The sequence below is a fragment of the Jeotgalicoccus coquinae genome (assembly GCF_014207425.1).
GTDB classification, from domain to species: Bacteria; Bacillota; Bacilli; order Staphylococcales; family Salinicoccaceae; genus Jeotgalicoccus; species Jeotgalicoccus coquinae.
This window is the reverse complement of the sequence record NZ_JACHFF010000001.1, coordinates 762,649-787,927: the sequence shown is the minus strand read 5'-3', so window position 1 is coordinate 787,927 and position 25,279 is coordinate 762,649. Positions and strand designations below refer to the sequence as shown.

At 40.9% G+C, this 25,279-nt stretch carries 30 protein-coding genes; 2 read left to right on the top strand and 28 right to left on the bottom strand.

The window, feature by feature from the left end; all coding sequences use genetic code 11:
- Window positions 1-306: 306 nt before the first annotated feature.
- The 13 genes from HNR41_RS03830 to lepA all read right to left on the bottom strand — a co-directional run bounded on the left by HNR41_RS03830 (window position 307) and on the right by lepA (window position 13,263).
- Window positions 307-1,023 carry a hypothetical protein gene (locus tag HNR41_RS03830; RefSeq protein WP_184281900.1) on the bottom strand — a complete coding sequence of 239 codons (717 nt, stop codon included), beginning with the start codon at window positions 1,021-1,023 and terminating at the stop codon, window positions 307-309.
- Between the two features lie 13 nt (window positions 1,024-1,036).
- Window positions 1,037-2,044: a flotillin-like protein FloA gene (gene floA / locus HNR41_RS03825; RefSeq protein WP_184281898.1), complete on the bottom strand. Its 1,008-nt coding sequence runs from the start codon at window positions 2,042-2,044 to the stop codon at window positions 1,037-1,039.
- An 18-nt stretch (window positions 2,045-2,062) separates the two neighbouring features.
- Window positions 2,063-2,746 (bottom strand): NfeD family protein, encoded by a 684-nt coding sequence (locus HNR41_RS03820; RefSeq protein WP_184281896.1) that lies wholly within the window; start codon window positions 2,744-2,746, stop codon window positions 2,063-2,065.
- Window positions 2,747-2,870: 124 nt separating this feature from the next.
- The gene (rpsU, locus tag HNR41_RS03815; RefSeq protein WP_026858185.1) at window positions 2,871-3,047 is read right to left on the bottom strand and encodes a 30S ribosomal protein S21; all 177 of its coding nucleotides are present in this window, start codon (window positions 3,045-3,047) and stop codon (window positions 2,871-2,873) included.
- A gap of 101 nt (window positions 3,048-3,148) precedes the next feature.
- Window positions 3,149-3,820, bottom strand: coding sequence for a deoxyribose-phosphate aldolase (gene deoC, locus HNR41_RS03810; protein ID WP_184282863.1), 672 nt, complete (start codon window positions 3,818-3,820; stop codon window positions 3,149-3,151).
- A 46-nt stretch (window positions 3,821-3,866) separates the two neighbouring features.
- Window positions 3,867-4,583, bottom strand: coding sequence for an RsmE family RNA methyltransferase (locus tag HNR41_RS03805; protein ID WP_184281894.1), 717 nt, complete (start codon window positions 4,581-4,583; stop codon window positions 3,867-3,869).
- Window positions 4,583-5,518 carry a 50S ribosomal protein L11 methyltransferase gene (gene prmA, locus HNR41_RS03800; RefSeq protein ID WP_184281892.1) on the bottom strand — a complete coding sequence of 312 codons (936 nt, stop codon included), beginning with the start codon at window positions 5,516-5,518 and terminating at the stop codon, window positions 4,583-4,585. Before prmA ends, HNR41_RS03805 begins: the two co-directional genes overlap by 1 nt.
- 3 nt (window positions 5,519-5,521) lie before the next feature.
- Window positions 5,522-6,643 carry a molecular chaperone DnaJ gene (gene dnaJ / locus HNR41_RS03795; protein WP_184281891.1) on the bottom strand — a complete coding sequence of 374 codons (1,122 nt, stop codon included), beginning with the start codon at window positions 6,641-6,643 and terminating at the stop codon, window positions 5,522-5,524.
- Window positions 6,644-6,726: 83 nt separating this feature from the next.
- Window positions 6,727-8,568: a molecular chaperone DnaK gene (dnaK, locus tag HNR41_RS03790; RefSeq protein ID WP_184281889.1), complete on the bottom strand. Its 1,842-nt coding sequence runs from the start codon at window positions 8,566-8,568 to the stop codon at window positions 6,727-6,729.
- Between the two features lie 28 nt (window positions 8,569-8,596).
- On the bottom strand, window positions 8,597-9,205 hold the full coding sequence (gene grpE, locus HNR41_RS03785; protein WP_184281887.1) for a nucleotide exchange factor GrpE: 609 nt from the start codon (window positions 9,203-9,205) through the stop codon (window positions 8,597-8,599).
- Window positions 9,206-9,208: 3 nt separating this feature from the next.
- Complete coding sequence (hrcA, locus tag HNR41_RS03780; RefSeq protein ID WP_184281885.1) at window positions 9,209-10,177, bottom strand: heat-inducible transcriptional repressor HrcA; 969 nt, start codon at window positions 10,175-10,177, stop codon at window positions 9,209-9,211.
- 95 nt (window positions 10,178-10,272) lie between these two features.
- Entirely contained in the window at window positions 10,273-11,385 is a 1,113-nt protein-coding gene (gene hemW / locus HNR41_RS03775) for a radical SAM family heme chaperone HemW (protein WP_184281883.1), read from the bottom strand.
- A gap of 54 nt (window positions 11,386-11,439) precedes the next feature.
- Window positions 11,440-13,263 carry a translation elongation factor 4 gene (gene lepA, locus HNR41_RS03770; protein WP_184281881.1) on the bottom strand — a complete coding sequence of 608 codons (1,824 nt, stop codon included), beginning with the start codon at window positions 13,261-13,263 and terminating at the stop codon, window positions 11,440-11,442.
- Between the two features lie 161 nt (window positions 13,264-13,424).
- Between lepA and rpsT the strand changes: the two genes are divergently transcribed.
- Entirely contained in the window at window positions 13,425-13,670 is a 246-nt protein-coding gene (rpsT, locus tag HNR41_RS03765; protein WP_184281879.1) for a 30S ribosomal protein S20, read from the top strand.
- 48 nt (window positions 13,671-13,718) lie between these two features.
- On the opposite strand, the gene holA is transcribed toward rpsT, so the two are convergent.
- Window positions 13,719-14,681 carry a DNA polymerase III subunit delta gene (holA, locus tag HNR41_RS03760; RefSeq protein ID WP_184281877.1) on the bottom strand — a complete coding sequence of 321 codons (963 nt, stop codon included), beginning with the start codon at window positions 14,679-14,681 and terminating at the stop codon, window positions 13,719-13,721.
- A gap of 89 nt (window positions 14,682-14,770) precedes the next feature.
- Between holA and HNR41_RS03755 the strand changes: the two genes are divergently transcribed.
- Window positions 14,771-14,905 carry a YqzM family protein gene (locus HNR41_RS03755; protein WP_184281875.1) on the top strand — a complete coding sequence of 45 codons (135 nt, stop codon included), beginning with the start codon at window positions 14,771-14,773 and terminating at the stop codon, window positions 14,903-14,905.
- A gap of 10 nt (window positions 14,906-14,915) precedes the next feature.
- On the opposite strand, the gene HNR41_RS03750 is transcribed toward HNR41_RS03755, so the two are convergent.
- From HNR41_RS03750 to udk, 14 genes are all read right to left on the bottom strand, one after another.
- Window positions 14,916-17,174, bottom strand: a complete 2,259-nt coding sequence (locus HNR41_RS03750) for a DNA internalization-related competence protein ComEC/Rec2 (protein WP_184281873.1) — start codon at window positions 17,172-17,174, stop codon at window positions 14,916-14,918.
- Window positions 17,171-17,635 carry a ComE operon protein 2 gene (locus tag HNR41_RS03745; RefSeq protein WP_184282861.1) on the bottom strand — a complete coding sequence of 155 codons (465 nt, stop codon included), beginning with the start codon at window positions 17,633-17,635 and terminating at the stop codon, window positions 17,171-17,173. The genes HNR41_RS03750 and HNR41_RS03745 overlap by 4 nt, the downstream gene beginning before the upstream one ends.
- Before the next feature lie 6 nt (window positions 17,636-17,641).
- Window positions 17,642-18,265: a ComEA family DNA-binding protein gene (locus HNR41_RS03740; RefSeq protein WP_184281871.1), complete on the bottom strand. Its 624-nt coding sequence runs from the start codon at window positions 18,263-18,265 to the stop codon at window positions 17,642-17,644.
- A gap of 106 nt (window positions 18,266-18,371) precedes the next feature.
- Complete coding sequence (locus HNR41_RS03735; RefSeq protein WP_184281869.1) at window positions 18,372-19,094, bottom strand: class I SAM-dependent DNA methyltransferase; 723 nt, start codon at window positions 19,092-19,094, stop codon at window positions 18,372-18,374.
- Window positions 19,084-19,422, bottom strand: a complete 339-nt coding sequence (gene rsfS, locus HNR41_RS03730; protein ID WP_184281867.1) for a ribosome silencing factor — start codon at window positions 19,420-19,422, stop codon at window positions 19,084-19,086. Before rsfS ends, HNR41_RS03735 begins: the two co-directional genes overlap by 11 nt.
- A gap of 4 nt (window positions 19,423-19,426) precedes the next feature.
- A complete protein-coding gene (gene yqeK / locus HNR41_RS03725) occupies window positions 19,427-19,996 on the bottom strand; it encodes a bis(5'-nucleosyl)-tetraphosphatase (symmetrical) YqeK (RefSeq protein ID WP_184281865.1) in 570 nt (189 codons plus the stop codon).
- A complete protein-coding gene (gene nadD, locus HNR41_RS03720; protein ID WP_184281863.1) occupies window positions 19,986-20,549 on the bottom strand; it encodes a nicotinate (nicotinamide) nucleotide adenylyltransferase in 564 nt (187 codons plus the stop codon). Before nadD ends, yqeK begins: the two co-directional genes overlap by 11 nt.
- Window positions 20,546-20,839, bottom strand: coding sequence for a ribosome assembly RNA-binding protein YhbY (gene yhbY / locus HNR41_RS03715; RefSeq protein WP_184281861.1), 294 nt, complete (start codon window positions 20,837-20,839; stop codon window positions 20,546-20,548). Before yhbY ends, nadD begins: the two co-directional genes overlap by 4 nt.
- Window positions 20,836-21,633 carry a shikimate dehydrogenase gene (gene aroE, locus HNR41_RS03710; RefSeq protein ID WP_184281859.1) on the bottom strand — a complete coding sequence of 266 codons (798 nt, stop codon included), beginning with the start codon at window positions 21,631-21,633 and terminating at the stop codon, window positions 20,836-20,838. Before aroE ends, yhbY begins: the two co-directional genes overlap by 4 nt.
- A gap of 2 nt (window positions 21,634-21,635) precedes the next feature.
- Entirely contained in the window at window positions 21,636-22,742 is a 1,107-nt protein-coding gene (gene yqeH / locus HNR41_RS03705; protein WP_184281857.1) for a ribosome biogenesis GTPase YqeH, read from the bottom strand.
- A 1-nt stretch (window position 22,743) separates the two neighbouring features.
- Window positions 22,744-23,268, bottom strand: coding sequence for a YqeG family HAD IIIA-type phosphatase (locus tag HNR41_RS03700; RefSeq protein ID WP_184281855.1), 525 nt, complete (start codon window positions 23,266-23,268; stop codon window positions 22,744-22,746).
- A gap of 181 nt (window positions 23,269-23,449) precedes the next feature.
- A complete protein-coding gene (locus HNR41_RS03695) occupies window positions 23,450-24,151 on the bottom strand; it encodes a 5'-methylthioadenosine/adenosylhomocysteine nucleosidase (RefSeq protein ID WP_184281853.1) in 702 nt (233 codons plus the stop codon).
- Window positions 24,144-24,620 carry a transcription elongation factor GreA gene (gene greA, locus HNR41_RS03690; protein ID WP_184281851.1) on the bottom strand — a complete coding sequence of 159 codons (477 nt, stop codon included), beginning with the start codon at window positions 24,618-24,620 and terminating at the stop codon, window positions 24,144-24,146. Before greA ends, HNR41_RS03695 begins: the two co-directional genes overlap by 8 nt.
- A 36-nt stretch (window positions 24,621-24,656) precedes the next feature.
- On the bottom strand, window positions 24,657-25,277 hold the full coding sequence (gene udk, locus HNR41_RS03685; RefSeq protein ID WP_184281849.1) for a uridine kinase: 621 nt from the start codon (window positions 25,275-25,277) through the stop codon (window positions 24,657-24,659).
- Window positions 25,278-25,279: the final 2 nt, after the last annotated feature.

Below are 25,279 nucleotides of genomic sequence, written 5' to 3'. Positions count from 1 at the left end.
TGTTTTCTGATCAGCAAATTCATTTTTACGGTAATAATTAATCAGTCGGAATAATTATTGTCTGACCGATGCATTCAAATGTGCAGGATGCTCTTAAAAATGATAAACCTGCACAACAATGCAGCATAAATGAGCAGGATATGTATAAAGTTTCTGAGGTTGCACATTTTCAATGAATTTCGGCATACCACCTGTAAGTTATATCAGTATAATAACCTGCACTTAACCCATTACTGGCAGTTTCCGCACCCATAAGAAAAACCGGACAGGGATTACTCCCCATCCGGTTCAAGCTAATTAAAAGTATCAGCCAGGCTTTTTATCCGATTTCTGTTTGGACTTTGGTTTGCCGAGGATTTCCGACATGATAATGCCGTTTACAAATGATTTCGAATCAAATGTCAGATCATCAGATGTCATGTGCGTATCCGACTCACCGTCTTGTCCACGTTTATGCATCTGGGTAACATCATCACCGTATGAGTAACGCGCCTGATTTGCGATGTCATGGCCGAGGCCTTCAGTTTTACCAGCCCGCTTGTCGTAGCCTTTCGTAAAGACGCTTTCTTTTGCTTCCGATGCACGTTTTGCGTGTTTCGAACGATCAGTGATACGTTTTTCAATATCTGAAATATTCTGTGACGTATTCTGGCGTTCACGTGATTTGTGTATCGTCTCTCTCAGAGGACGCTCCGATGCCTGTCTTTCAGGACGGCTGCCCGAAGTCATCTCACGGCTTTCGCTTGCTGCCGGCCTGGAGACAGGTTTAGATACCGGTTGTGCCGGTTCTTCAGGTTTATTGAATTCTTCATCAAATGCCTCTTGCAGCGTCTGGAAGAATCCTTTTTGTTCATTAGTTGTCGTCTCACGGTCAGGCTGTCTCGTACGCGGAGCACTGTTTTGTCTTCTATCCAGTTTGGAAGTATCAATATTGCGTTTGCCTTCCTGCTCTTTGTTTTTCTTACTGCCTGCAATTGACGAGACTATACCGAGGACGATAATTAGTAGTGGAATAAGTTCCATACTATATCACACCCTATTCTTCTTCGTTAAACTGTGTAGGGTTTGTCATTTTGTTAATTGAATCTCTCATGCTGGTATCTGCTTCAACATTTTTCAGATCGTAATAATCAGTTGCTGAAATATTACCGTCTTCTAATGCTTTAGCAAATGCAAGAGGTACTCTGGATTCTGCTTCTACTACTTTCGCTCTCATTTCCTGTACGCGGGCTTTCATTTCCTGCTCCTGCGCTACAGCCATTGCACGGCGTTCTTCTGCTTTAGCCTGTGCAATGTTCTTATCTGCAACAGCCTGTTCAGTCTGAAGATCCGCACCGATGTTTTTACCGATATCCACGTCTGCGATATCGATTGAAAGAATTTCAAATGCAGTACCTGCATCCAGACCTTTAGATAATACAGTCTGTGAAATACGTTCCGGGTTTTCAAGTACTTCTGCGTGCTTGGTTGAAGAACCGATAGTTGAGATTACCCCTTCACCGACACGTGCGATGATTGTTTCTTCACCCGCACCACCAACCAGGCGTTCAATGTTTGCTCTAACTGTGATTCTTGCTTTCGCTTTAACTTCGATACCGTCAACCGCAACACCTGCGATAAATGGTGTTTCGATAACTTTCGGGTTAACTGACATCTGTACTGCTTCCAGTACGTCACGTCCTGCAAGGTCAATTGCAGCACAACGTTCAAATGTTAAATTGATATCCGCACGCTGGGCAGCGATTAATGCATCAACAACGCGGTCGACGTTACCGCCGGCTAAGAAGTGAGACTCAAGCTGGTTTGTAGACAGCTGAATACCCGCTTTGTGCGCTTTGATCATCGGCTCGATAACACGTTTAGGTTTAACTCTTCTTAAACGCATACCTACCAATGTAAAGATTCCTACTTTAACACCTGCAGCAATTGCTGAGATCCATAAACCGATTGGAACAAATGACAGGATAAATGCAATTGCAATAATTACTACTACAAAAATCAGTAATGTAACAAGTGCACCGCCTGTAATAAATGCTAAATTCATTCTCCACTCTCCTTGTTTTTAATCTTCCGTTGGTCTGACGACAACTCTTGTACCTTCTACAAAAATAATCTTAACTTTTACATCACTCGGAATATACGAGCCTTCGGCAACAGCATCAATGCGTTCGTCCCCGAGACGGATTGTCCCGGACGGTCTGAGCACTGTATGTGTAACCGCAACCTCACCGACTAAGTGCGAACGGTCATCAAATGATGTATATCCCGATTCCTTATCCGTGGCATCGCTTAAAATTAAACGATTGAGGAAAGGGATCTTACGTTTCTTATGCTTCACAAATATCACCCACTCTATAATCACCATAACTAAAATTACGGCTAAGAAAACACTGTACAATAATGCATTGCCGCTGACGACAAGAATACTTGCAGCAAACAGCATTAATCCTATTGCCCCGAGAATCATGCCAATGACAAAAAATTCAACGAGCAGCAGAATTCCGCTGATCAGTATAAGTATTAGCGCCAGCAAGTTACTGCTGCCAGTAAGAAGGTGACCCGAGTAGAAAATAAATATCGATAAAACGGCGAGAACGCCGACAATATTTATTCTGTCGGAGAAGAGCTGATACACCACACCAAGGAAGAATATTGATAATAATAGAAATGCAACAACGGGTGAAGTTACAACATCTATATAGAATTGTATTGTGCTATTAATCATATATAAATACGAACCGCCCATGTACATCCCTCCTAATTCCGATTATACATTAAGTGTACTCAAATGAGAAATGGAGACACAAAAAAACAGCGTACAATTTGTACGCTGTTTTATAATATATCACTTATCAGAGGGAAGAGTGATATTACTTGAACTTACGCTTACGCGCAGCTTCAGATTTCTTCTTACGTTTTACGCTTGGTTTTTCGTAAAACTCTCTTTTACGTGCTTCTTGAATCGTACCGTTTTTAGATACTGTACGCTTGAAACGACGAAGTGCATCTTCAATTGGTTCGTTTTGCTTAACAACTGTTTTTGACATTTGTTTTCCCTCCCTCCGATAATGCAAAAGGCTAATTCACATAGTAAGTACTATGTACTTTAGTATTATAATATATTATCTGGTTTTCAGTCAACTGAAATTTAATAATCGCTCTCTGAAACTGCACCGCTTACAATAGCGATACCACTTGATGCACCGATTCTTGTCGCTCCGACTTCAATCATCTTCAGAGCATCTTCAGCAGAACGGACACCGCCGCTTGCTTTAACGCCCATATCTTCGCCTACAGTCAGACGCATAAGTGCTACAGCTTCCACTGTCGCCCCGCCGCCGTTGAATCCTGTAGATGTTTTAACAAAATCAGCACCTGCTTCTTTTGAAAGTCTTGAAGCTGTTACGATTTCATCTTCTGTCAGAAGTGATGATTCGATAATAACTTTAACCAGAGCTTCTTTGTTGGCAGCGTCTACAACGCTCTTAATGTCCTGTTTAACGTAATCAAGGTTGCCTGCTTTAAGCTGGCCGATATTGATTACCATATCGACTTCATCCGCACCGTTTGAAATTGCATCTTTCGTTTCGAAAGCTTTAACTTCAGAAGTAGTTACTCCGTGAGGGAATCCGATGACAGTACAAACTTTAACTTCGCTGTCTGCAAGTTTTTCAGCTGCAGTTTTAACCCATGCAGGCTGAATGCAGACGCTGAAGAAGCCGTGTTCATGTGCTTCATCGCATAATACAGCGATTTCTTTATCTGTAACTTCAGGTTTTAATAATGTGTGATCAATATACTTTGCTACGTTCATTTTAATGACACTCCCAATAAATTATACTTCTTGTAATAATAGCACAAATCGGCTATTCATAGTAGCTGCCGATGACAGAAAGTGCATATAAAGGTGCAGTTTCCGCCCGTAAAATTCTGCGTCCGAGAGCAACATTTTCATACGGCCTGAAAAATTCTGCTTCAGCCTCTGTAAATCCGCCCTCCGGACCGAACACAACCGCAACACTTGCTGCATTGTGCGCCTTGAGAACATCTTTAATCGAACGTCCTGTGAGATTATTATCCTCATATGCAAATAAAACAAGATCATACTGAGTAAAATCCATTGCTTTCAATGCTCCGGCAAATGAAATCGCAGGGATTTTAGTCCGCCTGCTCTGCTCGGAAGCTTCTCTTGCAATTTTTTCATAGCGTACAAGACGGCTTTCTTCTTTTTTACTGTTAAGCTTCACGACACTGCGGTCCGCCTTATACAGTATAAACTCATGAGCGCCGAGTTCAGTTGATTTTTGAATCACGACGTCCATTTTGTCGCCTTTTAACAGCGGCGAGTACAGCGTAATATTTACCGGAAGTTCAACTTCTGCATTTATTTTCTCAATCACTTCATAAGTGACCGGGTCAATATCCGTCAGACGTACAAGATAAGCATTCCCCGTACTGTCGACCACGTTAAACTCATCATCGGCTTTTGCACGCATCACATTTTTAATATGATGGATATGTGCATCATCCATTACAAAGCTTTCATTCAGTGATACTGTTCCTTCGATAAAATAGCGCTGCATTATTCCACCTTCTCAGCTAAAATTGCGACCCAGCCTTCTTCTTCAAGAACATCTGTAATTGAAAAACCGGCCTGTTTCATATGCTCTATAATATCATCGCGTTTCTCAACGATAATTCCCGAAGCGATAAAACGCCCACTATCATTCAGAAGCTTATAAGCATCATCAATCATGTCATCGATAATATGAGCAAGAATGTTAGCAACAATTACGTCGTAATTATCCGTTTCATCTTTTAAAAGGTCTGCAGGCATTACTGTAATGCTGTCTTCACAGCCATTCAGTGCAAAGTTCTCTTTTGATACCTGCAGTGACAGATCATCGATATCCGTCGCTTTAATATCTCTTGCACCGAGCAGATATGCTCCGATTGAAAGGATACCTGAACCGGTACCGACGTCGATTACTTTATCTTCAGCTTTAATAACGTCTTCCAGGAAAGTCAGACACAGACTGGTCGTCGCGTGATCTCCCGTTCCGAATGCCATGCCCGGATCAATTTTAATGACTTTGTCGCTGTCGGCAATATCGACGTCAGCATATTCCCATGAAGGAACGATGAAGAAATTTCTGCCGACTTTGAAATTGTGGAAATATTTCTTCCATTCATTTTCCCAGTCCATTTCGTCAATCATGCTGCTGCCAATTTCAATTTCCTCTTTATGCACGAGCGGTGTTTCATCAATAAATGCATTAATCTTTCCAAGCTGCTCATCGATATTATAAGTCTCATCAAAATAAACCAGTATTCTGATGTCGCTCTCCGGATAATCTTTCGGATCAAGTCTGAACTGCTCATCAAAATTATCAGTTTTTGCTTTTAAAATATCGACGGAATGCTCGATTGATACACCTTTTGCGATTGTGTTCAAGAAAATCGAAAATTGTTCTTCGTTCTCTTCTTTAGTGCTTATACTGACTTCATGCCATTTCATAATTTACTCACCTTTAAAGAATCGTTTTGTTTTATCAAAAATATTTTCCTGCTGCTCGCTGATTTCTTCGCCGTTAATGTCTGCAAGCTGTTTAAATACTTCCCGTTCCTGTTCCGACAGACGTGTCGGTGTCACGACGGTTACTGTGACATACTGATCACCGTAGCCGAATCCCTGAACGTTTTTAACACCTTTTTCTTTCAGTCTGAAGCGTCTGCCCGACTGCGTGCCTGCCGGTATTGTCAGCATTACTGATGAGTTAATCGTTGGAACTTTTAATTCATCGCCGAGTGCTGCCTGCGCGAATGAAATTTTAAGTTCGTAGTGAATATCGTCACCGTCACGAGTAAATTTGTTATCCTGTCTTACTCTGAAGACAATGTACAGATCCCCCGCCGGTCCGCCGTTAATTCCAGGTTCACCCTGTCCTGACAGACGAATCTGCTGGCCGTTGTCGATACCTTCCGGTACCTTAACTTCGATATCAACATTCTTCTGCACTGTGCCGTGACCGTTACACTTGTCACACGGGTGTTCGATTTCCTGACCTGTACCCGCACAAGTCGGACATGTACGCTGCGTCTGAACACGGCCGAATGGTGTGTTTTGTTCCACAGCTACATTTCCTGCACCTGAACATGTTTTACATGTAGATTTTGATGTACCCGGTTTTGTGCCGTCGCCGTCACAAACATCACACAGTACATCTTTTTTAATAGTGACTGTTTTAGTCGCTCCGAAGACAGCTTCTTCGAATGAAATTGTCATCGTATACTGCAGATCATCACCTTTTTGAGGTGCATTCGGATCACGCTGTCCGCCGCCGCCGAAAAACGAACTGAAGATATCTTCAAATCCGCCGAACCCGCCGCCGCCGGAGAAGCCTCCACCGCCGAATCCACCCTGTGAGTTCATGCCTTCATGACCGAAACGGTCGTACTGCGCACGTTTATTTTGATCTGAAAGCACTTCATATGCTTCAGCAACTTCTTTAAATTTCTCATCGGAACCATCTTTCATATCCGGATGATATTTCTTTGATAGTTTGCGGTACGCTTTCTTAATTTCATCTTGTGTTGCATTTTTATCTAAACCGAGTATTTCATAAAAGTCTCTTTTAGCCACAATTTTTCCCTCCAACAGTCAATATAATACCATTTAAAAAAGTCAAAGCCAATGCGTTTGGCTTTGACTTAAGTGTTGAAGATTTATTTTTTATCTTCGTCGTCGTCTACTTCTTTATAATCCGCATCGATTACATCGTCATCAGCATTTTCTGCTTCTGCACCTGCATCCGCTGCGCCTTCCTGCTGCTCCTGAGCCATTTGTTCATAAAGTTTAGTTGTAACTCCTTGAACTGCCTGCTCAAGCGCTTCTTTTTTAGCTTTGATATCTTCTAAATCCGTACCTTCAAGTGCTGTCTTAAGTTCTTCTTTAGCGCTGTCGATCTGCTCTTTTTCAGCATCTTCAACTTTATCGCCAAGGTCTTCAACAGCTTTGTCAGCAGAGAAGATTAACTGGTCAGCTTCATTGCGGAGTTCAGCTTCTTCTTTACGCGCTTTGTCTGCGTCAGCATTTTCTTCTGCTTCCTTAACCATTCTGTCGATATCGTCGTCAGTAAGGTTAGAGCTTGATTCGATAGTAATCTTCTGTTCTTTGCCTGTACCTTTGTCAGTTGCAGTTACGTTTACGATACCGTTCTTGTCAATGTCGAAAGCAACTTCGATTTGAGGTACACCTTTTGGTGCCGGTGGAAGATCTGTTAACTGGAAGCGTCCGAGAGTCTTGTTGTCGCTTGCCATTGGTCTTTCACCCTGTACAACGTGAATGTCCACTGCCGGCTGATTGTCAGCTGCTGTAGAGAACACCTGTGACTTGCTCGTAGGAATCGTTGTGTTTCTTTCGATAAGAACCGTTGATACGTTCCCCATCGTTTCGATACCTAATGATAATGGAGTAACGTCAAGTAAAACCACGTCCTGTACATCACCAGTTAAAACTCCGCCCTGTACAGCTGCACCCATTGCTACTACTTCGTCAGGGTTAACACTGCGGTTAGGTTCTTTGCCAAGTTCTTTCGTAATTGCATCCTGCACTGCAGGAATACGAGTTGAACCGCCGACTAAAATGATCTCGTCGATTTCAGATTTGCTTACGCCTGCATCTTTAATTGCCTGGCGTACAGGTCCCATTGTTCTTTCAACAAGTGAGTGAGTAAGTTCTTCGAACTTCGCACGTGAAAGTGTTGTTTCAAGGTGTAATGGTCCTGCTTCACCTGCAGAGATGAATGGTAATGAGATTTGTGTTGAAGATACGCCTGATAAGTCTTTCTTAGCTTTCTCAGCTGCATCTTTCAGACGCTGCATTGCCATTTTATCTTTAGATAGGTCGATGCCGTTTTCCTGTTTGAATGTGTCGACAAGGAAATCGATAACCAGATCGTCAAAGTCGTCACCGCCGAGACGGTTGTCCCCTGCTGTTGCAAGTACGTCGAATACGCCGTCGCCAAGTTCTAAAATAGATACGTCAAACGTACCGCCGCCAAGGTCAAATACTAAAATGTTTTCTTCTTTGTCCTGTTTGTCCAATCCGTATGCAAGTGCTGCTGCAGTCGGCTCGTTAATAATACGCTCAACTTCAAGACCGGCGATGCGTCCGGCGTCTTTAGTCGCCTGACGTTCTGAGTCGTTGAAGTATGCAGGTACTGTTACGACAGCTTTGGATACTTTTTCACCTAAATAGCTTTCAGCAGTTTCTTTTAAGTTCTGTAAAATCATTGCTGAAATTTCCTGCGGTGTATATTCTTTATCTTCTACTTTTTCAACGTGATCCGTACCCATATGTCTTTTAACTGACATAATAGTGTTCGGGTTTGTGATTGCCTGGCGTTTAGCTACTTCACCAACCTGGCGTTCTCCGTTTTTGAATGAAACTACAGAAGGTGTTGTACGGTTACCTTCAGCGTTTTGAATTACTTTAGGCTCTCCGCCTTCTAAAATTGATACTACTGAGTTAGTTGTTCCTAAGTCTATACCGATTACTTTACTCATTTATATATTCCTCCAATTAATTTAAATATTATTCGCTTACTTTAACCATTGTGGGTCTGATGACACGGTCTTTTAATATATAACCTTTTTGGAATTCTTCAATCACGATATCGCTGTCTTTGTCAGACGCTTCGGTCATCACTGCCTGGTGGAAGTTCGGATCGAATGGCTGATCAAGTGCGTCAATCGCTTTAATGTCATGTTTTTCAAGTGTCTCAACAAGGTTGTTGTACACCATTTCAACACCTTTGTTTAAGGCGATGAAACTATCATCTGTTCCGTCAATTGCGAGTGCGCGTTCCAGGTTGTCCAGTACAGGCAGCAGGTTTTCAGCAAACTTCTGGTCTTTGTACTTATTGTTAAGTTCAGCTTCCTGGCGGTTGCGGCGTTTAAAGTTTTCAAACTCTGCATAGAGTTTCAAATACTTGTTCTCGCTTTCTTCGACTTGTTCTTTCAAAGCAAGAATTTCGTCTTCTTCGGTAACTTCTTCAGTCTCTTCAGCAGATTCCTCTGCCGGAGTTTCTTCAGTTTCCTTTTTGTCAGTGTCAGTTACTTCTGCTTCATTTTCTGTCTGTTCCTTCGTTTCCCCGGGAACAGTTTCTTTAACTGTTTCTTTTTCTTCTTCTTCGTTAGTCAATGCCTACACTCCTTTTTTAAATGAGTGAAGTAATTTAATAACATTCTTGTAGCCCATAAGTTCGGGTCCGACAACGATTAAATTACCACTCAGTCCAGCGTGCTCAAAATTCGTTGTAATGACAGAAAGTGATTTATAACTTTCATCCAGTTCATCACCGAAGTAAATATTAACATCATTTGATGTCAGCTGTTCCACCGAGTTATACAGCGCTTCTGATTCGATGTCGCCGTAAAGGTTTTCGAGCGTTTCCACTTCGTTTCTCATGTCCTGCAGTAAATAATTAAACCCCGCATGACCAATCGTCCGTTTCTGTACTTCGACAGATGCCATAATCTGCGCGGTCACCTGATCATACAGATTTCTTATCCCCGGCGGGACGTGAGCATTGTTTTTTAAGATGACACGGGTGTCACCCAGATTTTTATCGAGCAGCAGTTCATTGAAAATATTGCTCAGCTTCTGGAAATCATCAATCGTTACATCGCGGTTCGTTTTAACAGGCATCTGCCTGACTGTTCCGCTGTTAAGAACAATGATTGCGATACTTGCTGTATCTGTCAGCGGCGTAATATAGAGACCTTTAACAGTTTCGTTTTCCGCCTGCAGCGACACCTGCGTTAAATACCTGGTGCGGCCGCTTATTGTCAGTGCAAGTTCGTCTGTCAGATTTTCCAGATTGTCAGTGTCCGAATAGAGCTCAAAAGACTTTGCCGGTGATTGTTCAATGTTCAGCTTAAGTTCTTCGATGTAGAATTTAAGAGCTTTTCTGGACGGCACCCGTCCGGATGACGTATGCGTCTTAATTAAAAAGCCTTCTTTTTCAAGCACTGCCATTTCATTTCTGATTGTTGCGCTCGAAACATCGAACTTATATTTGTCGAGTAAATATTTGGAACTTATGGGTGTCATTACATCTAAGAAATCATCTACGATAAATGTAAGTATGATTTCCTGCCTTTCTGTTAGCAAAGAATCACCTCGTTAGCACTCTTATCTCTTAAGTGCTAAATATAATTTATCAAATTGGTCAAAGAATGTCAACAAGTAACCCCCGCTTTAATTTTCTACAATAAAAACTCGACGAATACGTCGTTGCCGATCATGCGTCCCGCTTCAGTTAAAGCAATATATCCGCCCTGTCTTTTCAGCAGTTTGCGCGCCGTCAGATTTTTAAGGACATCGCCGTAGACTGCATCGACAGGCAGGCCGTATTTTTCTTTAAAGCGTGCTTCCGATACACCTTTATTTAAACGGAGTCCTAAAAACATTTCCTCTTCGAATTTGTCATTATCAGTCAGCTGCAGTTTTTCTTTTACGACTGTGCCGTGTTCATTCATATTATTAATATAATGATTCACCGGTTTTATATTGTAGTATCTGAAGTCTCCGGTATAGCCGTGACTGCCTGCACCTGCACCGATATACGGTTCATTCAGCCAGTATGTCTTATTGTGCATCGACTCGTATGCACTTACCGCAAAGTTGGATATCTCGTATTGCGGATAACCGAGATTGTCGAGTCCCGCAATTACTTTATCGTACTTCTCGCCTTCTTCCAGACTGCCTGCAATACTCATTTTGCCCTGGTTAATTTTATTGTAAAACACGGTATGCGGCTCAATAATGAGCGAATACCATGAAATATGTTTCGGTTTCAGTTCACTGACATATTTTAAACTCATGTCGATATCGTCAAACGTTTCCCCCGGGAGATTGTACATCAGGTCAAGCGAGTAATTCGTCAGACCGATTTTCTCCAGGTGATTGATACTTTTGAAAATATCATCAAAGTTATGCGTGCGCCCGAGTACTTTTAACAAATCATTATTAAATGTCTGCACTCCGAGACTTACCCGGTTCACACCGTAGTTATTCAGCACATCGAGTTTTTCTGTAGTCAGTTCATCGGGATTTGCCTCAAATGTAAACTCATCCGTTACCGTAAACTGCGCTGTAATGAAACTTAACAGACGGTCCAGCTGTGTGACGGTTAAGGCAGTAGGTGTTCCGCCGCCGACATAAATCGTTTTAAGCGTTTGCTCACCGTATGACTTAAGCTCTGTAATCAGCGCTGTAATGTAATCGTCGACCGGCTGATTCTTAATAAGCACCTTGTTAAAGTCACAGTAAGTGCAGATGCGGTTGCAGAACGGGATATGGACATACATGCTATCCATTAAATTCCTCCTAAAATTAGAGGAGAAATCAAATGATTTCTCCTCCTGGTGTTGTTAATCTTCATCCATTTTTAGTACAGCAAGGAAAGCTTCCTGAGGTATTTCAACGTTACCTACAGCTTTCATCTTCTTCTTACCTTCTTTTTGTTTCTCCAATAATTTCTTCTTACGCGATATATCTCCGCCGTAACATTTCGACAGAACGTTTTTACCCATCGACTTAATGTTCGTTCTCGATACTATTTTCTGTCCGATTGCTGCCTGAATCGGCACTTCGAACTGCTGTCTCGGGATAATTTTCTTAAGTTTCTCAACGATTGCCTTACCGCGGTCATAAGCAAAGTCTTTATGCACGATAAAACTCAGTGCATCGACTTTCTCAGCATTTAAGAGAATATCCATCTTCACAAGTTTGGATTCCTTGTAGCCGATAAGGTCATAGTCTAATGATGCATAACCTTTGGTATGTGATTTAAGCTGGTCAAAAAAGTCGAAAACAATTTCCGATAATGGAATTTCATAAATGATATTAACCCGGACATCATCGAGATAATCCATAGTTAAAAAGTTTCCGCGTTTTCTCTGGCACAGTTCCATTACAGCGCCGACATAGTCGTTTGGCACCATAATCTGAGCTTTAACGTAAGGCTCTTCAATACGCTCTGTCTTTTGCGGATCCGGCATCTGAGCCGGGTTGTCCACGCGGACTGTTGAACCGTCAGTTAAGTCCACACTGTATATAACAGATGGTGCTGTGGCAATCAGATCGATACCGAATTCTCTTTCAATACGCTCCTGCACAATCTCCATATGAAGAAGTCCAAGGAAACCTGTACGGAAACCGAATCCTAATGCCTGTGATGTTTCCGGCTCATATTGAAGTGACGAGTCATTCAGTTCAAGTTTTTCAAGTGCTTCACGAAGATCGTTATACTTCGAAGAATCAATCGGGTACATTCCGCAGAATACCATCGGGTTCATCTTCTTATAACCCTGTAACGGTTCTTCAGCAGGGTTCTCGGCGCCTGTAATTGTGTCCCCTACTAATGAATCACCGACTTTTTTAATCGATGCAGAAATATATCCGACATCTCCGACAGTTAATTCATCAACCGCAAGCTGTTTCGGCGTATTAATACCGACTTCGTTGACTTCGAATTCCTTGCCTGAAGACATCATGCGGATTTTATCGCCTGCTTTAACAGTGCCGTCCACGATTCTGATTGACGAAATAACACCGCGGTACGGGTCAAATACAGAGTCAAAAATTAGTGCTTTCAGCGGTGCTTCCGGATCACCTTCCGGAGCAGGGACTTCTTTAACGATACGTTCAAGTATCTCTTCGATACCGATGTTTGCTTTCGCAGATGCATAAATAGCATCTTCTTTCGGCAGACCGATAACGTCTTCCACTTCCGCTGCCACTCTGTCCGGATCTGCAGCAGGCAAATCGATTTTGTTTACGACAGGAATTAATTCCAGGTCGTTATCAAGTGCAAGGTATACGTTAGCAAGCGTCTGAGCTTCAATACCCTGGGCTGCATCGACTACCAGTACTGCACCTTCACATGCTGCGAGCGAGCGTGACACTTCGTATGTAAAGTCGACGTGTCCCGGTGTATCGATTAAGTGGAAAGTATATTCTTCCCCGTCTTCCGCTGTGTACTTTAAACGTACAGCGTTCAGTTTAATCGTAATACCCCGTTCTCTTTCAATATCCATTGAGTCCAAAAGCTGTGCTTTCATATCCCGCCCTTCAACCGAGCGTGTATTTTCGAGTAACCTATCAGCCAAAGATGACTTGCCGTGATCTATATGAGCAATGATAGAGAAGTTCCTTATATTTTCCTGTCTTTTCAAACGTTCCATATTGTTCATTTAAAATCCAACTCTCTTCATGTTTACAATGTTATAATTATATCAATGCATGGCACTAACTTCAATTCATTTCGGATTGATTATTGCATAATAAGTTTAGATTTGGTAAAATATCTGTTGTTGCAATAAAAGTTGTACAACTTTATGTCGGAGGTGACATTATGCCTAATATTAAATCATCAATCAAACGTGTTAGAACTAACGAATCTGCTCAGAATCTTAATATCGCTCAGAAAAACGCTATGCGTACTGCAGTTAAACAAGCTGAAACTGCTAAGAGTGATAACGCTGAGAACAAAGCTGAGTTAGTTTCTAAAGCTGTCAAACTTGTTGACAAAGCTACTAAACGTAATCAAATTCATGCTAACAAAGCAAGCCGTCTTAAATCAAAACTAATGGCTAACTAATAAAAAAACCTTCTTTATGAAGGTTTTTTTATTTTGTTTTTTTATCTTTTATATTTCAAGTATGAATAACTCAAACAGCGCATTGCGGTCAAGATAGCTCGATTTAAATTTGTAATCGATGTCGCGGCAGATAACCATCTTTGCCAGCAGTACTTCAAGCGGAAACTTTCTCGTATGTCTCTGGGCAAGTTTAACGCGGTACGGATGCACTTTAAGAGTCCGTGCGATATTATCTTCCTGATAGCCTTCCCCGTTTAAAATCTTCACCTGATACAGCAGTCTGAACTGCCCGATTACAAGATGGAGCAGTTTCATCGGTTCTTCTTTTTGCAGAATCAGCTCGCGTGCCAGCTGCACAGCTTTCTGCTTTTCATTTTTTAAGATAAAGTCCGTGAGCAGAAAAACGTTCTGTTCAAGTGATACACTCACAACATTTTCCACATCGTCCAATGTGACATTACCCTCGGCGTAAAGCACAAGCTTTGTAACTTCGTTATGTACAGCTGCGTATTTATAGCTCGTTTTTTCCAGCAGCAGCGTCAGCGCTTCCGATGAAATTTCCAGTTCATTGCGGTCGAATACAGAGCGGACGTAGTTCATCAGTTCCTTTTCGTTCATCTCATTAATTTCAATCTGCTTGCCGCGCTCGGCCATTAATTTCGTTACTTTTTTACGTTTATCGAGTTTCTCCGTGATTACAGCAAAGATAATCAGCGTATCATCGCTTTTATTTTTAAGGTAATCGATTAAAAGATCAATATTGTGATTGACAGCTGTGCCGGTTTTTTGTGCAGTAAACAGAACAGCCTCTTCAACGACGATAACTTTTCTGTCTGCAAGAAACGGCAGTGTCTGGGCTTCTTCGATAATCTGTTCAACCGGGGTCTCTTTAAAGTTCAGTTTTGTATAGTTAAAATCATCGAGTGTGCCGACGTATTCCCTGGCAATACTTTTAATTTTATCTTCTATGCGGATAATATTCGTGCCATACAGAAGTTGCAGCAATTCCATAAATAATGCTCCTTATTGTTTATAAATCTATTATAGCTTTTTATTTAATTTTAGCCTATACTGTAAGTAAGTGTTTAGGGGGTAATTACATGAATAAGTTTGAGAAAAATGTTCAGTCAAAAAACAATGACGTTATCGACGCTGGTCTTGCTTTCGTAGTTGGATTCGTGGCACTTGCTGTAATTTACATCATTCCACAAATCTTTGCTATTGTAGCAGGATAATCGATAATATTTAATCGGGCCGGTTATCCGGCTCTTTTTTTATGTCTTTTTTCAGACACTGTTCATCACTGCCGCCAAATTTTGCACGGATACATATTGTATCATGATTTATGCCAAACTCCACCATTCCATTTTCTTTCGTGCTGATAATATAACTGTCGGACAATGTATCGATAACACTGTCATGGGGATGACCGTAACGGTTGTTTACACCTGCCGATATTAACGCAATTACAGGATCCACTTCATTTATAAATTCAGTTCCGCTGGACGTATTACTCCCGTGGTGCCCCACTTTTAATATGTCACTCTTTAAATTATACCGCTCATTAAGATGTTCTTCTGTTACAAGACCGATATCTCCCGTAAATAATATACTGAATTGATTTAAATGCGCCTTAAATACTACGGATTGCTCGTTGGAATCAGGAAGTGTATTCTCCAGTATTAAATTTTCAAAATGAAAATTACCGACTGAAAAACTTTGCAGTTCATTGCTGTTATATATCTTTGCAAGGTCTTCTCTCTTTAAACCTTTAGACCATTCTTCGAACTTAACATCATCAGTATTCATAATAATATTACCGACTTCTATATTTCTTAATATATTCAGCACTTCGCCGCTGTGGTCAAGGTCCAGATGACTAATAATAATTACATCGATAAAGTCTGTCCCCTGTTCCTTTAAATAAGGCAGCAGTGTTTTATCGCTTAAACTGATTCTTTGTTCCTCATGCTGAAACGCCCCTCCGGTATCAATGAGCACTGTCTTATCATTTTTGTGATCCTGCATAACAAATGCATCTCCCTGGCCGACATCGGTCATTGTCAGCGTAAATTCCCTGCCCCAGCTTTGCTGGCTGATTATAATCACTGTAATAAATACAACTATTGAAATAAGCAGCTGTTTTACGTTCAGCAGCAGAACATTCACTGTCAGCCTGTACGACATTACCAGAAGAATAATTATACCGGCTGCAGTCAGATTCCTTACAGGAATACGGTGTTTAAATGCACTTGCAATATAGTAAATACATTCTTTCAGCACGGAGTATAAAAAATTATACAGTCCATCGAATACTTCAGTAATATTTAAAACAAGCAAAACATTAAATATAATGACACTCGGGAAGATAATAAATGAAAATAAAGGCACAAAAATAATATTCAGTATAAGACCGCTTATGCTGATCTCATTAAAGTGGATCAGGACAATGACGAGCGTCGACAGTTCGCTGATGACGGTAATCATTACGAGCTGAACTGCCGCACTGTAATGCATGAATAACGGCCGTGTCAGCAGGATGAAATACGTCGTGACGTACGACAGCTGGAAACCTGCATGAAAGATGACATACGGATTAATAATAAGCTGAATAATGGCGCTTAAAGAAATAATTGCAAGATACGGTTTCTTTTTAAAGAACGAACACACGAGGAGCAGCACACCCATAAATACAGCGCGCAGCACACTTGGTGAAAAGAAGTTGAGAAATAAAAACAGGATCAGAGAAATAATGATTATTACTTTAACCGTGCTTACAGGCACTCTGAGCAGTCTTAAAACTCCGAATATGACTGCACTTAAAAATGCCACATGTGTGCCTGAGATAACGTACAGATGGTATATGCCCAGTTTCTGAAGTGCATCAAAAAATTCCGGGCTGATATAATTTTTATTACCGATTGATAATGTGAGTAAATCGTATTTGTATTCATAAGAAGTTGAGTCCAGCACTTTCGTCATATATTTATACCTGATATTTGAAAAGTGCTGTCCTAAATTCAGATTGCCCGGCTCACAATTAAGTTCTGAAACATCACTTAAATATATTCTGCCTGACAATTCGTTAATTCTGAGCGTCTGCTGACCATCCTGCTTTATAAAATTCCGCTGCTCAGCGGGAATTGAAACAGGCAGATTTCCTGTACAGATACTGCCGATGTCAATCAGCCCTTCTGCTGACTCATTATAAAGCTCATAAGTCCGTTCACCGCTTGAGACAACGTAGTGAATGCTGTCTGTGTAGTATTTATAATCCTCGATAACAATATAAGTTAAATTGCTGCTGTCTAAATCTGCATCAGGCACTGCATAGAACATTGCCGACAGAATTGCTGCAGTTGTCAGAATACCTTTAAATAACAGACTTCCGGCTTTTAAATGTACGCTGTACAGTAAAATTGCATAAAAAAATAAGCCCGCTAAGGGGCTTACAGATATTGTGCATCCGGCAATAACTGATATAAAAAGATAAAATATTATCATTTTATTGACTCGAAATACATATTCACTTTTTTATTATCGAGTTCGATCAGTTCGTAATGGACGTTATTTTTATTTAGCAATTCAATTGCGTACGGGTGATTTTTATAATCGGCACGGTAGTAAATATTTTTAATACCTGCCTGAATCAGTGATTTAGTACAATTCACACATGGAAAATGAGTGACATATACGGAGGCATCTTCTGTCGATACACCAAACTTCGAACATTGAAGAAGCCCGTTAATCTCTGCGTGAATCGTTCTGATGCAGTGGCCGTCTTCGACATAGCATCCTTCATCCACACAGTGGACTTCTCCGGAGACGGAGCCGTTATAACCTCCTGCAATAATCCGGTTGTCTTTTACTATAGTCGCGCCGACGCTCAGACGTTCACAAGTAGAACGCAGCGACAGCAGCATTGCCTGTGCCATAAAATATTCATGCCAGTTTATTCGCATAATGCCACCTCATTTTATAGTGATATACGGCTTCAAATTTTCAAATGTTTTGTCACCGATGCCGGGTATATTTTTTAAATCTTCCAGCGTTCCAAACAGTCCCTGTTCTTCGCGGTACGTTATAATCGCCTGTGCTTTTTTCTCACCGATACCGTTTAATGTTGTCAGTTCAGCAATACCGGCTGTATTTATATTAACCAACTCACCGGAAGAATCATCCGGTGAGCCCGGGGTCATTACTTCAGAAGCTGCTTCAGCATCTATTTCACCTGTATATGGAATATAAATAACCATTTCATCTGTCAGCTTCGCCGACTGATTTACTGTTAACAGATCCGCATTGTCTGACAGAACCGCAATATCGAGAACATTTTTAACTCTCGCATCAACCGGCAGTTCATAGACTCCAGGTGCTTCTATCGCCCCTTTTACTTCTACGAATACCGTTGAAATCTGCGGCACTGTCTCTTCCGCTGCATCAGCTTCCGGCGTTTCGGACTGAATGGTGTCAAAGCTCAAACTGTCAGTTTGTGCATCATCGCTGGTCACTGCAAAATACACAATCACAGCTAATACCGCACATGCTCCGATTAAATAAAACTTGTACTGTTCAAAAAATGATTTAATATCCATCGATTTCCTCCCCATATAAAATACCTCTCATACTATATATAGGGAAAAATGGCGTTTTATTTTTTTTTCGTACAAGTTAATTTATAAACCTGCAAAACTTTAAAATTTATTTCTTCAGTATATAAAAGTTTCTTTCAGCCACTTCAGTAATAACATTAGTAATATCAAAGTCGCTGAATGATTTATCGATTATAAAACCTGCATCATTTGCCATTTTCAATATTTCACTGTGTTTATACGTCTGCTGATAATGTGTTTCCTCATACTTTTTATATAAATCTTCAGAGTTTCGAATGAAAAATGTCAATTCATGCCAGACGCTGAGTTCCTCTTCACCGGGAACTGTCTGCCATGTGTAGAAAATATCATCCGTGCTGTCTGAATATAATTCAAAATTAAAGTCATTCTGCATTTTATGCTCGGTGTGCACATCAAATACAAACACTCCGCCCTCAGCTAAATGATTATAAACATTTTTAAGGACTGCTTTGAATGCTTCTTTTGACGGTGCATAGTTTAAGACGTCCGCAGTAGCGGTAATCAGCTCAAATGTCTCATCGAGCTCCATCGTCATCATATCCTGCATCTGATACTCGCTTACTGTATCGTTAATGCGTGCTATGTTCACCATTTCTTCCGAGTTATCAATGCCGAGCTTTCTCTTTGCGTCAAGGGATTTCAATATCTCTCCGGTACCTGCACCGATATCCAGTACCGACCGGGCATCCCCTTTAACTTCGTTAATAATATCGAGCCACAAATTATACGGCATATCATAATTTAATATATCGTATACTTTGGCGAATATTTTGTATTCGCTAGCCTCCAATAGTATCACCGGCATCTTTAAATAAACGCTCTAAGTTGTAATATTCACGTTCTGTTTTTAAGAAAATATGAACGATTACATCGCCGACGTCACAAAGAATCCATTTACCCTGTCTTTGTCCTTCGATGCTGATTTCAATACCGTTTTTATGAGCAACTTCTCTTACTTCGTCGCTGATTGCCTGTGCCTGACGTTCCGAGTTACCGTGACATATAACAAAATAGTCCGTTACCGGGCTCGTTTCTTTTACATCATATACTTTTATATCTGCAGCGCGCTTATCGTCGCATGCTTCCACCATTAATTCCAATACTTCTTTACTTTGCATTCCGTCACTCCCTGGCCATATTATAATAATTAAGACATTCTATCGTCTTATGGTAAATTGTCTGGTCTTTATTCAGCAGATGCCTCACGTTTGCTTTCGTAATTGCATATACTGCAAGATCCAGATTTTTCTCTTTAAATACAATGTCTCGGATACCGTCCACACCCGGCTGGGTGCGCTTGGGTTCGATGTAATCCGCAACGAAAATAATCTTTTCGATAAGACCCATCTGTTTTGCTCCTGAAGTATGGTGAGCAATTGCATTTAATATTTCTTCATCAATAATTTTAAATTTGTTCTTCATCTTGGCTGCCGCAACCGGTCCGTGCAGTACTTCTGTTTTATACTGCAGCAGTTCGGGGTCCAGCTGTTCGGATGTTACCGTCTGATACATTCTACTTAATTCATCGTACTTGGAGTAATCGTGCAGTATACCGGCTAAAAAACATCTGTCTGCATCAGCTTTAAATATTTCGGCCATCTGTACTGCTGTTTCCGCTACGCGTTCACTATGCTTAAACCGTTTCTTCGGCAGTTTTTCTGCTGCAACTTTCAATGCTTCTTTACGTTTCATATAATCGCTGCTCCTTAATGTATCCGTACACCTGTTCATGCATTAAGTGCCTGACTTCAGTATTTGATTTGAACCGCTCTCTGATAAGGGTCGAAGAAACTTCCACGATGTTCGTATTTAATTTAATAAACGGCGGCTTAACATTGTACAGCCCGTCATTTCTATCGAGTACAACAAATTTTGCAAGGTCATGCAATTTGTCAGCATTCGCCCATTTATCGAATGAGATAAAGTGATCTGTTCCGATAATAAAATACAATTCATCGCCAGGATATTTTTCTCTCAAATAGTTTAAAGTGTCATAAGTATACGTTACTTTTTGCTGATCGAGTTCAAAAGTATCTATTTCTGCAAAATCGTAATTTTTAACCGCGAGTTTTAACATATTTAAACGATGTCTGTCTGTCGAACCTGTCTGCTTTTTAAAAGGAGAGATAAAAGTCGGTACGATGATGACTTTATCCAGCTCGAGGGCGATATAAGTTTCCGCGAAGGCGTTAATATGACCGTTATGAACCGGATCAAATGTCCCTCCGAATACTCCTATTTTCATGGCAGTTTAATTTCTTTATTTTCCTTTGATTCTCTGTAAAGTACAATCGTGCTGCCCATTACCTGAACCAGTTCAGAACCGGTACCGGCAACAAGAGCATCAACAATTGAGTCTTTATCTTCCATACAGTTCTGCAGTACAGAAACTTTTACAAGTTCACGTTTCTCAAGGACATCTTCAAACTGCTCAACAAAGCTTTCTGTAACACCGTTTTTCCCTACTTGAAACAACGGTTTTTCATGGTGTGCCAATGAACGCAAATAGCGTTTCTGTTTACCTGTAAGTGTCATTTTATTTCCTCCATATATTTCGTCAGTGCCTGCTGCACTGCTTCATTGCTGCCTGTTTTGGCAGTCCATATTTCAAACGCATCCAGTGCCTGATTTACAAGCATCATAAGACCGTTCTCTTTCTTTTTAAAATAGTTCATAAACGGCGTCACAGCCGGATTATAAATTAAATCCATACCTGCAGTATCATCTGTTATAAACGATGGGTCAAGCTGCATTAATTCAAATACATCTTCACCGTTCAGTCCAAGCGGCGTTGCATTAATGACAGCGTCATATGGACCGCTTTCGAATTCAGTATTTAAAACACGTTTAAAATCCGCAGTTTTAAATGATTCAAAGCTTTCCGCTCTCCGTGCAAGGACAGTCACATCGTCTCCGTTATCGGCATGTGCACGGTGTACGGCTTTCGCTGCACCCCCTGCGCCGAGAATAAGAACAGTGCGTTTCTTTTCCCCGAATGCATCGTGAAATGCCTTCATATAACCTGTTACATCAGTATTATAACCGTAATAACGACCGTCTTTTACATGCACTGTATTCACTGCACCTATTTTTTTTGCCGCCGGGGCAATATCATCAAGATACATCATAATTTGTTCTTTATGAGGCACCGTAACGTTAAAACCAGACAACTTATTCTCTTCGACATAAGTTTTAATATTGTCGAGATCTTCAGGCTTAATTTCAAGCGCGCTGTAGTCTGCTTCAATATTTAACGCATCGAAGTTTGCATTGTGAATTACAGGTGACAAAGTATGTTTAAGAGGATAACCGATTACTGCATAGTTCATCTTTACTGCACTCCTTTAAAGATAGTTGAACGTACGGATACATTAACGCCTTTCGGAACAGTAACAGTGACTTCCGCCGGTTTTGAAACCGAAACGAATGTCAGTCCGCTGATTAAAATATCACTGGCATTATCCAGTGAAAATTCATGAACATCGAAGTTTGTGCTTAAGTAAGCTTCTTCAAGTTCAGGCGGTGCCAGCAGACCATTGTAGTGCTTGTCGTAAAATTCCGATGCGTTGACAGTCTTCGTACGGTGCACATTCAGATGATGGTTGCAGTATACAGAAAAACTGTTCGATTCTCCGGACGTGTAATCCACGCGCGCAAGGTTGCCGATAAATAATGTCTGTTCGCTGCTCAGCTGGAATGTTTTCGCTTTAATTTCTTTTGCAGGTGAAACGTATTTTAAATCGTTTACGTTCACGTAGTGAGAGATCTGTGAATCAACGACGATTCCGGGAGTGTCATACAGTGTCTGCGTGTCTCCAAGCGGAATATCGATCATACCGAGTGTCGTACCCGGAATGTTGCTCGTTGTAATTACATTTTTCAAACCTGTGTTGTCTTCAAGCAGTTTATTAATCAGTGTAGATTTGCCGACGTTTGTCGTACCGACTATATACACATCTTTGCCATTTGCCATCTCACTGATTTTTTTCATCAGTGAATCGAGATTACGGCCTTTTAATGCACTGATTGCAACTGTATCGTTTGCCGTAATCCCCGCATCTTTCAGCATTTTTTTCGCACGCTCAACAAGACGGCTCGTATTTGTAGATTTAGGGAATAAATCAATTTTATTCACTACAGCAAGCACTTTTTTGTCACCGACGATACGGTTGAACGACGGAATAATACTGCCTTCGAAATCGAATACATCGATTACTTTCACGATCAGGCTGTCCGTTTCGTACAGCGAGTTCAGCATCGTTAAAAAGTCTCCGGAGTCCACATTTAATTCCTGAACTTCATTATAATGTCTTAAACGGTAGCAGCGCTGGCAGATTGGTTCCTCTTTATGAAGTCCGCTCGCCGGAATGTATCCCTCTTCATTCTTGTTTTCTGTCTGTAAAATGCTCCCGCATCCGACACATTTTATATCAGTCACATTATTCCTCCCATGTAATCATGTTTTTCTTTTTAAAGTACTTCATTATAACACGTTCTATTCTGCGGTTTAAGTACGTCGCCCAGCCGTCTTTTTCTTTCACCGGCACAACGAGAATGCTGTTAATTTTCGCGCGGTTTGCACCAAACACGTCAGTCATCAGCTGATCACCGACCATCACCGTATTTGCTTTTTTTGTACCGAGCAGTTTTAGGCCCCGGTGAAAATTCGCGAGCATCGGTTTTTTTGCTGACGATATATATTCAATTCCGTGAGGCTCCGCAAAGCCTGCAACGCGGTTGTCATTGCCGTTGGACAAAATAAGCAGTTTTATATTCGAATCTTCAAGTGTTTTAATCCATTTTAAAACATTGTCGTCTGCATCAGGTTCATCAAAAGCAACCAGTGTATTATCCAAATCTGTCATGACTGCTTTAATATTATGCGCTTTTAAAAATTCGGGCGTAATATCTTCATAACGGTTAACAAAGTGACTCGGCAGAAATTTATCTTCTATAATTTTCATAAAATCTCCTTGGAAATTAAATTCATATTAACACAAAAAAAGCACCTTAAAAATTAAGGTGCGCTTCGCTTACTCGATTATTTCAGGATCTTCTGTGTCAGTCTCAGTAAATACAACGAAACCGATAATAACCGTTATTACAATTGAAAGGATCATTAAAAATAACATAGTAACCTCCACATCACAGTTCTCTTAATACTGATTTTACAACTTCAGACGAATGTACGCAAGCTTTCGCAAGAAATTCTTCATAATTCATATCAGCTGCATCATTTGCCGAGTCGCTCATCGAGCGGATTATGACAAACGGTGTGTTAAACTGCCAGCATGTCTGGGCAATGCTTGATGATTCCATATCGACGCACATAGCGTCCGGGAAATTGCTGTATATATGATTCTTTTCTTCATCGCTGTCGATAAATGAATCACCGCTCACAACGAGACCGCTGCTGCCGTTAATTTCATCGTTTAAAGACAATGCATTCAATGCGTGTTTCACAAGCGTATCGTCAGCTGTGTATGCTTTAGGCATTCCCGGAACCTGTCCGATGCTGTATCCGAAGTTCGTCGCATCCACATCGTGGTGTGCTACAGCGGCTGATACAACCATATCTGTGACTTTCAGGTTCTCACCCATGGCCCCTGCTACACCTGTATTAATAATGTAATCAATATCAAAGCGTTCCAGAATGAGCGCTGTAATGATACTGGCATTAACTTTGCCGATACCCGACTGTACGAGCACGATGTTCTGCCCAAAAAGAGTACCTGCATACGCAGTTGTATGTGCAACAGGTACTTCTTTTTCAATTACCATTGCATTTTTTAATATTTCAACTTCCGGTTCCATGGCACCGATGATACCGATTGTATAATTAGTCAATTTTAACAATCTTAACTTTCATATCGCTGCCGTTCGGTAAAGCAACTTTAACTTCATCTTTAAGTTTTGAACCAAGAAGTGATTGCGCCATTGGTGATTCATTTGAAATTTTACCTTCAAACGGATCAGCTTCTGCACTTCCGACGATTTGGTAAGATTCTTCTTCACCGTCAGGAATTTCTTTGAATGTTACTGTTTTACCAAGTGATACAGTATTATTGTCCCCTGTATCTTCGATAATTACAGCGTGTCTGATCATTTCTTCAATCTTAGTAATTTCTTTCTCGACGAAGCCCTGCTCGTCTTTTGCTGCATCGTACTCAGAGTTCTCTGAAAGGTCTCCGAAACTGCGTGCAACTTTAATTTTCTCTACAACATCCGGTCTTCTGACCGTTTTTAATTCTTCTAAGTCTACATGTAACTGGTCATAACCAGCTTGTGTCATTGGGTATTCTTTTTTGTTTTCCATCGTAAATCCTCCGTTATTTAAATTACTTCCAATATTTTATTCATTTACCAGCGTGCGGATCTTAGTCGTAATAATGTCTATCGCAACCATATTCTCGCCGCCTTCCGGAATGATTATATCACTGAAGCGCTTTGTCGGTTCGATAAACTGCAGGTGCATCGGACGCACGACTGATAAATACTGTTCAATCACTGATTCCATTGAGCGGCCGCGTTCCTTAATATCTCTGCTTAGGCGGCGTAAAATACGAATATCGGAATCCGTATCAACGTACAGCTTAACATCCATCAGATTACGAAGCTCTTCATTCTCAAGGGCAAAAATACCTTCGATAATAATAACCTCTTTCGGCTCAACCTTTATCGTTTCGCCGCTTCTCGTATGATTAGCATAATCATACGTCGGAATATCAATCGTTTCACGGTTGATTAACTGCTGTATATGTTCAATCAGCAGATCATTATCGAACGCGAATGGATGGTCATAATTCGTTTCAAGACGTTCCTCGAATGTCTTGTGACTCTGGTCTTTATAGTAATAGTCCTGTTCTATTAAAACAATACTGTGACCTTTAAGTGATTCCATAATTTTTCTAGTTACTGACGTTTTCCCTGAACCGGAACCTCCGGCTATACCGATAATTGTCGGTTTATCCATTC